The sequence below is a fragment of the Pectobacterium zantedeschiae genome, assembly GCF_004137795.1.
GTDB classification, from domain to species: Bacteria; Pseudomonadota; Gammaproteobacteria; order Enterobacterales; family Enterobacteriaceae; genus Pectobacterium; species Pectobacterium zantedeschiae.
In genome coordinates this window covers 3,082,717-3,094,791 of sequence record NZ_NWTM01000001.1, presented here as the reverse complement: position 1 = coordinate 3,094,791, position 12,075 = coordinate 3,082,717, and the positions used below count along the sequence as shown (strand labels likewise).

9 protein-coding genes are annotated in these 12,075 nt (G+C 50.7%); 4 read left to right on the top strand and 5 right to left on the bottom strand.

The window, feature by feature from the left end:
- Positions 1 to 12 precede the first annotated feature (12 nt).
- A complete protein-coding gene (locus CLR69_RS13885) occupies positions 13 to 516 on the bottom strand; it encodes a GNAT family N-acetyltransferase (protein WP_129713485.1) in 504 nt (167 codons plus the stop codon).
- Positions 517 to 811: 295 nt separating this feature from the next.
- Here CLR69_RS13885 and CLR69_RS13880 point away from each other — a divergent pair, with 295 nt between their 5' ends.
- From CLR69_RS13880 to CLR69_RS13865, 4 genes are all read left to right on the top strand, one after another.
- The gene (locus CLR69_RS13880) at positions 812 to 1,993 is read left to right on the top strand and encodes a YjgN family protein (protein WP_129713484.1); all 1,182 of its coding nucleotides are present in this window, start codon (positions 812 to 814) and stop codon (positions 1,991 to 1,993) included.
- Between the two features lie 16 nt (positions 1,994 to 2,009).
- On the top strand, positions 2,010 to 3,047 hold the full coding sequence (locus tag CLR69_RS13875; RefSeq protein WP_129713483.1) for a M48 family metallopeptidase: 1,038 nt from the start codon (positions 2,010 to 2,012) through the stop codon (positions 3,045 to 3,047).
- A gap of 353 nt (positions 3,048 to 3,400) precedes the next feature.
- Positions 3,401 to 4,474, top strand: a complete 1,074-nt coding sequence (locus tag CLR69_RS13870; RefSeq protein ID WP_129713482.1) for an alpha/beta fold hydrolase — start codon at positions 3,401 to 3,403, stop codon at positions 4,472 to 4,474.
- A gap of 274 nt (positions 4,475 to 4,748) precedes the next feature.
- The gene (locus CLR69_RS13865) at positions 4,749 to 6,368 is read left to right on the top strand and encodes a methyl-accepting chemotaxis protein (protein ID WP_129702614.1); all 1,620 of its coding nucleotides are present in this window, start codon (positions 4,749 to 4,751) and stop codon (positions 6,366 to 6,368) included.
- A gap of 77 nt (positions 6,369 to 6,445) precedes the next feature.
- On the opposite strand, the gene CLR69_RS13860 is transcribed toward CLR69_RS13865, so the two are convergent.
- The 4 genes from CLR69_RS13860 to pepA form a co-directional block, all read right to left on the bottom strand.
- On the bottom strand, positions 6,446 to 7,006 hold the full coding sequence (locus CLR69_RS13860) for an RNA 2'-phosphotransferase (protein ID WP_129713481.1): 561 nt from the start codon (positions 7,004 to 7,006) through the stop codon (positions 6,446 to 6,448).
- Positions 7,007 to 7,111: 105 nt separating this feature from the next.
- Positions 7,112 to 9,967, bottom strand: coding sequence for a valine--tRNA ligase (locus CLR69_RS13855; protein WP_129713480.1), 2,856 nt, complete (start codon positions 9,965 to 9,967; stop codon positions 7,112 to 7,114).
- A 12-nt stretch (positions 9,968 to 9,979) separates the two neighbouring features.
- Positions 9,980 to 10,429 (bottom strand): DNA polymerase III subunit chi, encoded by a 450-nt coding sequence (locus CLR69_RS13850; protein ID WP_005973664.1) that lies wholly within the window; start codon positions 10,427 to 10,429, stop codon positions 9,980 to 9,982.
- A gap of 127 nt (positions 10,430 to 10,556) precedes the next feature.
- The gene (gene pepA, locus CLR69_RS13845; RefSeq protein WP_005973662.1) at positions 10,557 to 12,068 is read right to left on the bottom strand and encodes a leucyl aminopeptidase; all 1,512 of its coding nucleotides are present in this window, start codon (positions 12,066 to 12,068) and stop codon (positions 10,557 to 10,559) included.
- Between the last annotated feature and the right edge of the window lie 7 nt (positions 12,069 to 12,075).

The following is a 12,075-nucleotide window of genomic DNA, read 5'->3' as shown; positions in this document are numbered from 1 at the left end:
TTTTATTTGCTGTTACAGCGTTTTCAGCATCGTTACTTCACAATCGGTGTGGCCCGTGTTGCCCATTGAGTGGGGAATAGGATCGAAGCCCAGAGATTCATACAGCCGAATCGCGCTGGTCAGGTGGCCGGTTGTTTCCAGATAGCAGCGGCGAAAGCCGTGCTCGCGTGCAAAATCAAGCGCCCGTATCGCTAACTGACGTGCCAGCCCTTTGCCCCGCACGATGGGTAGGAAATACATTTTCTGTAATTCACACACATCTTCTTCCCCCGCGACCAGTGGGGCAATGCCGCCACCGCCAACCACGCGGCCTTCATATTCAACAATCCAATAAGCGCTTTTCGGCTGGTTATACAGGGCAAACAGCGTATCCAGATTAGGATCGGAAACGGTGTAGCCTTTGTCGGCTGTCAAACCAAATTCGGCAGAAACCTGACGGATGACCTGAGCGATAGCGGCATCGTCCTGCGCGGTGATTGGGCGTACCTGAAGATTGGCGGAGGTCGCGGTTGTCATAATACGTACTCTTGTTCTTACGGTTTACGAGGGTAATGATCCTGGCCGATTGTAATACCATTTCAGACCACATTGATGCAACGTCTATACCTGTCAGAATCAACGTTACTTAGGTGTTGGCTTCCTCGGAGACTTTTCTATTCCTTGTAATTTACAAGTATATGAACTTGTTTAATTACTGTTAACTTTTATTGTTGTCATTAACAGGACATGTTTAAATAAGCCGCTTTTTGTATGCCAATAACGTGTCAGATAATGCGTTTATAAGGCTTATTTCTTTTAGGATGAAAGGTTTATGACAATCAATACTTCAGAAAATAGCACGCAGCATCGCGTGCAGTTTCATGGTAAGGCTGGGGAATATTTTGCAATTTGGCTGGTGAATGCGTTATTAACGGTCATCACACTGGGTATTTATTCTGCCTGGGCTACCGTGCGCCGCCGCCGTTATTTCTACGGTAACACGGAAATTAATGGCGACCGGTTTGATTACCACGCGCAGCCCATTCAGATCCTTAAAGGACGTTTGCTGGTTATCGCCGGTATTATTCTGTTTTATATCTTAATGGCGATGTCACCAACGCTGGGAACGATTCTTGCGTTGGCATTTGCGGCACTTATTCCGGTTATTGTGATCCGCAGCTGGCGCTATGACGCTATTATGTCCAGCTATCGCGGTATCCGTTTTAACTACCATTGTCAGACGGGCCGTGCATATTGGGTATTACTGTTTTGCCCCATCCTGTTGCTGCTGGCTTTTTATATTGCTCTGGTTGTTGTGGTAATGATTGGTATGCAGAGCAATAGCCCAATTCTGATTGGATTCATTGCGCTAGCCATTGCTATTCCGGGGTTTGCTGCGGTGAATGGCATCATGAAGATGATGCAGTTGGATTTCTATGTGAATAATATGTTCTTCGGCAAAACTGCGTTTAAAGCGGAATTGACGAAAGCGGCATTTATTAAATTCGCCTTGGTTAGCCTGCTGATTTTTGTTCCTTTCCTGATCGCATCGCTGTCGTTCATGAGCTCGTTCTTTTTCACGCTGTTTCAAACCATTATGATGGGTGGCGGCAATGAAGATCTCATACTGATGATGCTGCTGAGCAATGCCTTTAATTTTATTATGATGATTATTGTGGCGCTGTTGGGCGTGCTGGTTTCCAGCAGCTATCTGGTCGTCGCGCAGCGTAATTATCTGTTTAGCCAGACTTCACTGAATGGCGATGTGAAATTGCACTCTTCCATGCAAACGCTGTCTTACATGGGGCTGCTGATAACCAATAGCCTGATCACTATTTTCTCTTTGGGTTGGGCTGCGCCGGTGGCAGAGATTCGTCATGCACGCTATCTCGCGAATGCAACCGCGGTTGAAGGCGATCTGGCACTGCTGCACGTTCAGGCACACCAAGACGCGGCAAACAGCGCACTGGCCGAAGAAGCTGTGCAGGCGCTCGATTTAGGTGTTGGCCTGTAAGTTATAAGGCAGGAATATGAATATTGAGGGGCATTATCAATACCCCGGATTGGCGGCCCGTGTGGCCGCTTCTCTTCATTTAGCGGATAACGGTTCGATGATGGTGTTGAACACCGGGTCATCGAACACGACCTTTGCATTGGAGCAGGTTACTGTTTCCGATGCGCTGGGCTCCATTCCTCTGACATTGACGTTTCCTGATGGTGGCCGCTTTGTGCCTGCCGATGATCCCGCCTTTCGCGCGTGGTATTCCGCACGACGCCGACCGGGATTTGTCCATCGTTTGGAACGCCATAAGCGTGGCGTTATTCTCACGCTATTTGCCACCGTATTAATCGTTATCAACTACGTTTATGTGGTACTGCCCTGGGCGAGTTCCACACTGGCGCTACGCATTCCTACCGCTATCGAACAGCAGTTGGGACAACATACGCTGACGCTGTTACGACACAGTGATTTTAAGCCTTCCGAATTGCCGATTGAACGTCAACAGGCGATGCAAACGCTGTTTCAACAGGTTATGCCCGCTGACATGCGGGAAGACAAAACGCCGCTGCGTCTGGAGATGATGGCTGCACCTATTGGGCCGAATGCTTTCATGCTGGCGGATGGCACACTGATTATCAGTGACGATTTGGTGAAGCTGGCGAAAAATGACAACGAGCTGGCCGCGGTGATGCTGCATGAAATGGGTCACCACGCCTATCGCCACCCAATGCGTATGGTAGTGCGTTCATCGCTGGTATCGCTGACGTTCATGTGGATGACGGGAGATGTCAGTGGAATCGGAGATACTGTGTTGCAGTCTGCCGCCTTTATCAACGAAATGCAGTTTTCCCGTGATATGGAGAGGGAAGCCGACGCATGGGCAATAGCAGAAATGCAGCAGCAGGGGCGTTCACTTCAGTCAATGCAGACGATGTATCAGGCCTTGATCGCTAAAGACCGTAGTCAGGATGAAATTGATTCGCTGGATTTACCGGACTGGTTGAGTACGCACCCAGATATGGATGAGCGTCTCAAAACGATTGAAAGAGAGATGAATAAGCAATAATCCTCAATTCTTGATTCTCAACGTCGACTTAATTCCCTGTCCTGTGTCGATCGTGTGCGGTATCACCGCGCACGATACCCTTTCTGTTAGATATTTTGAGCGAAAAAAACGCGTTTTGCTGTTTTTATGCACGCCTATCTCTAATTAAGGATATGAGCAATGTGGTGAGGCTCTTGGGTAGGAATTTGTTAAATAGCATACTATTAAAAACTTCTTGTAGAATCTCTCGCGATAAATAAAAAATTCAGAGAATAATCTCTTTTTATTATTAGTCCGCTTATGTTCATTGGGATTTTTCCTAATAGACATTAAAATCGCGGCTTCACGACTTCATGATTGCCGAAGAGTTATTTATGATTAACCGAATTCTATCAGGGGTGGTGGGCGCATTTCTGTTAATGCTGTCACCATTAACGCATGCGCAGGCCAATTTCCCTGAGCCCAAAGAAGGCGACTGGATTGCGCCAGAATTTACCTTCAACAGTGGCGAGAAATTAAAAGATCTGCGAATTCACTATTACACGATCGGTGATAAAACCAAGCCAGCTGTCTTATTGCTACATGGAACAAACCAGCCGATTAAAGCGCTGTTAGCAAATGGTTTTGGCGGAGAACTCTTCGGGCCGGGGCAGGCACTGGATAGCAGCAAATATTTTATCATCATGCCGGAGAGCATTGGTTCTGGGAAATCGTCCAAACCGTCAGACGGCTTACGGATGAAATTCCCACAGTACGATTATAACGATATGGTGCAGGCACAATATCGCTTGGTTAAAGAAGGGCTGGGCATTAACCACCTGAATCTGGTCATGGGATATTCCATGGGCGGCATGCAAACCTGGCTCTGGGGTGAAAAATACCCGGACATGATGGATGCACTGGTGCCAATGGCGTCGCTGCCGAATGAACTGTCTGGACGTAACTGGATGATGCGCCGCATCTTGATTGAATCAATCAAGAACGATCCGGTGTGGAATAACGGTGATTATACGCAGCAGCCGCCAACGCTAAAAACAGCCAACATTATGTTTAGCATTGCTACTACTGGCGGTACGTTAGCGTATCAGAGTAAAGCACCGACGCGTGCTCAGGCGGACAAACTGGTAGAAGATCGTCTCGCGGCTCCTTCAACCAGCGATGCCAATGATTTTATTTATCTCTGGGGCTCGTCTGCAAATTATAACGCGGCGCCGGATCTGAATAAAATTAAGGCTCCCGTTTTGGTGATCAACTCTGCGGATGATGAACGAAATCCTGTTGAAACCGGCATTCTGGATACTGAACTTAAGAAAATTAAGCAGGCGACATTGTTTCTTATTCCCGCCAGTAAAGATACCAGCGGGCATGGCACGATGATGTCGGCGAAGTTTTATAAAGATGAGCTGCAACGTTTCTTAGACAAAAACCAGCATCAGAATAAAAAATAAAATTTAATGACCGACAGAAAGTCAATTTTCTGTCGGTCATTATCTTCTATATACGTTTTTTATTTTATTACGATTCATGCCTCAAATAATTCGAGTGGCGTAGCCAACGCACATGCAGCTTGAAGTATTACGGGTATATAACGGATTTATTTCAGGCTGTAGAAATGAACACGTCTGAAAGTTGAAATATAACGACCATTACGTAAATAACTGAACGGCTCCGCTGTAGAACTGGCGATCGTACTTTCTTATTTTCAGACCACAGGGATAATTTATGTTTCGTAAGATAAAGATCCGTACTGCACTCAGCATGATGGTGTTCTCGTTAGCGGCGTTACTGCTGTTTGTCGGCGTTTTGGGGCTAATTGCCGTTCAGTCAGGGAATAAATCATTTGCTCGCGTCGATATGGAAGTACTGCCAGGGCTGGTGGCGCTGAATGACAGCTCCGAACTGCTGTTGCGTGGTCGGTTAGATTTACGTCTGTACGAATCATTAATGGGGAAAGGGGATGTCGAGGCCGCTAAAGTCGCACTGGGACGTGCCAGAGGCAAGGTCGATGGTGCCAGCGAGAAATGGCAGGAATACCTGAAATATCCACAGTCTGAAGAGGAAAAAGTGATTTCTTCCGACATGGCCGAGAAGCGTAATACGCTGATGCAAGAGTTTATCGATCCGGCATTTGCAGCGCTTAACGCTGGGAATTTGGATGAATACCGCCAGCGTGCAGGAAAATCGACAGTGCTGTATGCCGCGTTTGATAAATCTTCTAAAGCGCTGGTTGCCTTCAAGCTGAAGAGCATTGATGAAGCCTACGCGGATTCGAATGGGCGTGTGGAACTCATGGAAACCATCCTGTACGCCGCGATTGCCTGTGCGTTGTTGCTGGCTGCCCTGGCTTGGTCTGTGATGACTAACCTTATCGTAAAACCCTTGAATCAGGCTATTTCCGTCTTTGATCGCATCGCGGAAGGTGACCTACGCGCGCAGATTGATAGCAGTGGGAAAAATGAAATTGCTCAGTTGTTCGCTGCGGTTCAGCGCATGCGTGATGGGCTGGAAAATATGGTGCGTGTGGTGCGTAACGGAACTGATGCGATCAGCATCGGTGTCGAGGAAATCGCATCCGGCAATATCGATCTCTCCAGCCGTACCGAACAGCAAGCGGCCTCGTTGGATGAAACCGCTTCAAGCATGGAACAGATCATGTCGACGGTGAAAAATAACGAAGACAACACACGTAAGGCTAATCAGTTGGCGCAGAAGGCTTCTGACTCAGCATCTCGCGGCGGGAATGTTGTCTCCGAAGTGGTTGATACCATGCGTTCTATTAAGATGAGTTCTGCCAAGATCTCCGACATTGTTGGAGTGATCGACGGCATTGCCTTCCAGACGAACCTGCTGGCGCTGAATGCTGCGGTGGAATCTGCGCGTGCGGGCCAATACGGTAAAGGCTTTGCGGTCGTTGCCTCCGAAGTACGGATGCTGGCTGCGCGCAGTGCGACGGCAGCAAAAGAGATCGGCACCATGATTGATGATTCTCTCGGCCGTATTGAAAAGGGTGCGGGGCTGGTTGAAGTCGCTGGTAACACCATGGACGAAGTGCTGATGGATGTGAAAAAAGTGGTCGATATCATGGATGAGATCACGCTGGCTTCCAGCGAACAGAGTCGCGGTATTTCGCAGATTAATATCGCCATCAATCAGATGGATGGTGTGACTCAGCAGAATGCGTCACTGGTATCAGAAGTGGCGACTTCAGCGAATGCGCTTCAGGAACAGGTTATCAACCTGCAACAGTCCGTTTCCCGTTTCCAGATCGCAAGAGAAAATATGGAAATGGGCAACGTGCTGCCCGGTTTGCGTCAGAATATTGCACTGGCCGATTCCCGCTAATCATTAATTGATCTCCAGCGCCTGTTTTCGCCGAGGCTATTTGGGCAGCGAAGACAGGCGACTCATGCACGCATTCATCAATGAATACATGACGTAAAATCGATAAACGGCACGGGAACCGCTAGCGTTAGCCAGACGCCGTTATCCGCCTGATAAAAAATAATCCCCTGTTGATGCATGTCCCGCGCTTTTATTTTTAATACCACGGGCTTGCCATGCCGTTGCCCAACGCTTATCGCTGTTGCTGGATCGGCAGATAAGTGCACGTACTGACGTGAACCGGAAAGCAAACCCTGCTGGTTTATCGAGTCGACAAAACGAGTTGCTGTGCCGTGGTAAAGAAATGCGGGCGGAACTTTAGGCTCGTAACACATATCGACCTGCGATGACGAGTGCCCCTGCGCAGCGCGGATCGACAAACCATCCGGCGAAATAGAAAAACGCTTTTTATCACTGTTATCAACGACAGACTGAATCACTTCTCTGGTAAGAAGGCGTCCCTCTTTTGCCGCGCCGCTGATCAGTTCAGCCATACTTGCCCAGCCGTCGCTGCTCAGCGTTAATCCAATGGCTTCGGGCTTGTGACGTAAGACGTAGCTAAGAAACTTGCTGACCTCAGCATGATTCGTGTTGTCCACTGTGTTACTCCCTCCATGTATTGTGTGAAGCGAATAAAATAAAAAGCCCCGTTTTGCAACGAGGCTTTTGTACTGATCATACTCTTGCTAGAGAATCGGTTAGCGTTACAGCGCCGCGATGACTGCTTGCTGCTCCAGCAGTTTGGTTTTCGCTACAGCGTAGCCGTCCATCTTCTCACGCTCTTTGGCAACGACCGCTTCCGGTGCTCGTGCCACAAAGCCTTCGTTAGACAGCTTGCTCGCGATGCGCTCAATCTCTGCTTCGAGTTTTGCCACTTCTTTCGCCAGACGATCCAGCTCTGCTGCTTTGTCGATCAGGCCTGCCATTGGGATCAACAGCTCGGCGCCATCGATAAGCTTAGTGACGGAAACCGGGCCTTTATCACCCGCTGGCAGCAGCGTAATGCTTTCCAGACGCGCCAGCGTTTGAATAAAGCTACGGTTCTCTTCCACACGACGCTGTGATTCAGCAGTGGCATCACGCAGCAAGACGTCCAGCGGTTTGCCCGGTGCGATGTTCATTTCCGCACGGATGTTACGCACAGCGATGATGGCCTGCTTGATCCACTCCAGATCGTTCAGTGCCAGCGTATCTTCCTGCGCGGCATCGAATTCAGGGAATGGCTGCAACATGATCGTGTCGGCGCTAATGCCTTTCAGCGCTTTAACGCGTAGCCAGATGGTTTCGGTAATGAACGGAATAATCGGATGTGCCAGACGCAGCAACGCTTCTAGTACGGTAACCAGCGTGTGGCGCGTACCGCGTAGCTCCGCTTCTGAACCACCGTTCATCACGGGTTTCGTCAGCTCCAGATACCAGTCGCAGAACTGGTTCCAGGTGAACTCGTACAGAATGTTGGCCGCAATATCAAAGCGATAACCGTCCAGTGCATCGCGGTAGGCTTTCACCGTACGGTTGAATTCCGCCAGAATCCAACGGTCAGCCAGCGACAGCACTTTTTCACCTGCACCAAAACCGCAATCCTGATCTTCGGTGTTCATCAGCACAAAGCGGCTAGCGTTCCACAGCTTGTTACAGAAGTTGCGGTAACCCTCCAGACGCTTCATATCCCAGTTGATGTCGCGACCCGTTGAGGCTAGCGCCGCCAGCGTGAAGCGTAGGGCATCTGTACCGTGGGGCTCGATGCCGTTCGGGAATTGCTTCTCGGTGCGCTTGCGGATTTTTTCTGCCAGTTGCGGCTGCATCATGTTGCCGGTACGTTTCTCCAGCAATGCCTCCAGCGAGATGCCGTCTACCATATCCAGCGGGTCGATCACGTTCCCTTTGGATTTGGACATCTTCTGACCTTCTTCATCACGGATCAGGCCAGTCATGTAGACGGTGTGGAATGGCACCTGCGGTTTGCCGTCTTCATCTTTGATGAAGTGCATGGTTAGCATGATCATGCGGGCAATCCAGAAGAAGATGATGTCGAAGCCGCTCACCATCACACTGCTTGGGTGGAACGCTTTCAGATCGGGTGTTTGTTCTGGCCAACCTAACGTAGAGAACGTCCACAGGCCGGATGAGAACCAGGTGTCCAGCACGTCCTCGTCCTGATTCAGAACGACATCATCAGCGAGGTTGTTTTCACTGCGTACTTCCGCTTCGGTACGACCGACGTAGACGTTGCCATTGGCATCGTACCAGGCTGGGATGCGGTGACCCCACCATAGCTGACGGGAGATACACCAGTCCTGGATGTCACGCATCCAACTGAAGTACATGTTTTCATACTGTTTTGGCACGAACTGGATGCGGCCATCTTCCACAGCTTCCACCGCAGGTTTAGCCAGCACGGCAGCACGCACGTACCACTGATCGGTCAGCATAGGTTCAATGACGACGCCACCACGGTCGCCGTAAGGAACGGTCAGATCGTGCGCTTTGATCTCTTCCAGCAGGCCGAGTTCATCGAATGCGGCGACGAGCGCTTTACGCGCGGCAAAACGCTCCAGACCCTGGAAGGCTTCTGGGATTTCGCTGCTGTAAGCTGTGCTGGCTTCGCCATTGGTATCAAAAATTTCAGCACTCTGGCGGATATCACCATCGAACGTCAGAATGTTTACCATCGTTAACTGGTGGCGTTTACCGACTTCGTAGTCGTTGAAGTCGTGGGCTGGCGTGATCTTCACGCAGCCGGTGCCTTTTTCCATGTCGGCATGTTCGTCACCAACGATTGGAATACGACGGCCAATCAGCGGCAGGATCACGTCCTTGCCGATCAGATCTTTATAACGCGGATCTTCCGGGTTAACGGCAACGCCAGTATCACCCAGCATGGTTTCCGGGCGGGTAGTGGCAACGACTAGATAGTCTTTCCCTTCGGCGGTTTTGACGCCATCAGCCAGCGGATAACGCAGGTGCCACATGGACCCTTTTACTTCACGGTTTTCTACTTCCAGATCTGAAATTGCGGTGCGCAGTTTCGGATCCCAGTTCACCAGACGTTTGCCGCGGTAAATCAGGTCTTCTTTATACAAACGGACGAAAACTTCTTTCACCGCGTTGGACAGGCCTTCATCCATGGTGAAGCGCTCGCGCTCCCAGTCAACGGAGTTGCCCAGACGACGCATCTGATTGGTGATGTTGCCACCGGATTCGCCTTTCCACTGCCAGATTTTGTCGATAAACGCCTCGCGGCCATAATCGTGGCGAGTTTTACCTTCTTCTGCGGCGATCTTACGCTCAACCACCATCTGCGTGGCGATACCGGCGTGGTCGGTGCCCGCCTGCCACAGGGTATTTTTGCCCTGCATACGCTGATAGCGGATCAACGTATCCATAATGGTTTGCTGGAAAGCATGACCCATATGCAAGCTGCCAGTAACGTTGGGCGGCGGGATCATGATGCTGAAGCTTTCTTTACTCGTGTCGCCGTGCGGCTTGAAGTAGCCTTGCTTTTCCCAGTGTTCGTAGAGCGGCTGCTCGATATCTTGCGGGTTATATTTCGTTTCCATTGTGCTCAAAATTCAGTGAGTTGGCGGCGTAGCCGTGGTCAATTGGAAGCCGACGCTGCGATAGGTTTTATAGCGGTCGCGCGCCAACTGTTTCAGGGATTCTTCGTAAGGGACAAAGTCTATCACTTCATGGAAAGCGGTGGCAAAATCTGCGAACTGCGGCAATAGGCTGATTAGCAGGTCGCGTGGTGCATTACCACGCCGCTGTGGCCATGCCAGTTCGACTGGCGCGCCGTGACGCGGCCCTTCGCCTGCCAGATTATGCGGGACGAACGCATTGGGATCGCGCTGCCATAATGCTTCGTCCAGCCTAATGGCCTGCTGCTCGTCTTCGCAGGCAATCAGCACGCGCTTTCCTGCTCGCCAACGTTCTGCCGCCAGATCGCATGCCAGTGCCTCATGGGCGCTGAGCTCACCGCTTTTGCTGTCGTGTTCGAGAAGATAGAACGTTGCGTTTTTCATTGTTTACACTATTGATTGCTAAGAGCCAGAAAGTGATAAGGGCCGGAAGTCCGGCCCATAAGACGACAATTGCTTGATAAGGATAAGGCAATCGCTGGCTTTGGTCATCGCCGTTGACGCAAAAGCCTTATTCTACGTCGTTCTGTCCAGCGCGGTTAAGCAGGAACTGTGATAGTAGTGCGACTGGGCGGCCTGTTGCACCTTTGGCTTTGCCCGAACGCCAGGCGGTACCTGCGATATCCAGATGCGCCCAGCTGTATTTACGCGTAAAGCGCGACAGGAAGCAGCCTGCGGTAATTGCACCGCCTGGACGACCACCAATATTCGCCATATCGGCAAAATTGGACTCCAGCTGTTCCTGGAATTCGTCGGTTAGTGGTAGACGCCATGCGCGGTCGCCAGACTGCTCGGACGCGCTCAACAGCTCGTGCGCCAGTGGATTGTGATTCGCCATCAGCCCGGTGATATGGTGCCCCAACGCAATCACACAAGCGCCAGTCAGCGTCGCGACGTCAATCACTACGTCTGGTTCATAGCGCTCAACATAGGTCAGCGTATCACACAAGACCAAACGACCTTCCGCATCGGTGTTCAGCACTTCTACCGTTTGGCCGGACATCGTGGTCAGCACATCACCTGGACGGTATGCGCGTCCGTCGACCATATTTTCACAACCTGCCAGCACGCCGACGATATTTAACGGCAACGCCAGTTCGGCTGCCATACGCATCACACCGTAGACCGTAGCCGCACCGCACATGTCGTATTTCATTTCGTCCATGCTGTCGGCAGGTTTGATGGAGATGCCGCCGGAATCGAACGTCAGTCCTTTGCCCACCAGTACAATCGGGCGGGTTTCCGGGTTCGGATCGCCTTTATATTCGATCACGGACATCAGCGATTCATTCTGTGAACCCTGTCCAACGGCCAGATAGGCATTCATGCCTAGCTCTTTCATCTGCTGTTCGCCAATCACACGCGTAATAATGTTCTGGCTATAGGTGTCAGCCAACTGACGCGCTTGAGAGGCCAGATAGGCCGCATTACAGATATTTGGCGGCATGTTGCCGAGATCTTTTGCGGCTTTGATGCCTGCCGCAATCGCCAGACCGTGTTGGATGGCGCGTTCACCGCTGGTCAACTCGCGGCGCGTTGGTACGTTGAAGACCATTTTGCGCAGTGGACGGCGCAGTTCGACCTTGTTGCTCTTCAACTGATCGAAGGTATACAGCGTCTCTTTCGCAGTTTCGACGGCCTGACGTACCTTCCAGTACGTGTTACGACCTTTCACGTGCAGCTCAGTCAGAAAGCAGACCGCTTCCATCGAACCCGTTTCGTTCAGAGCATTAATCGTTTTCTGAATCACCTGCTTGTACTGGCGTTCATCTAGCTCACGCTCTTTACCGCAGCCAATCAGCAGAATGCGCTCGGAAAGAATGTTAGGTACATGGTGCAAGAGCAGTGATTGCCCCACTTTGCCTTCTAATTCACCACGGCGAAGCAACGCGCTGATATAGCCGTCGCTGATTTTATCGAGTTGTTCGGCAATAGGGGACAGACGACGCGGTTCAAACACGCCGACGACAATGCAGGCACTGCGTTGTTTTTCCGGACTACCGCTTTTTACGCTGAACTCCATGTACTCT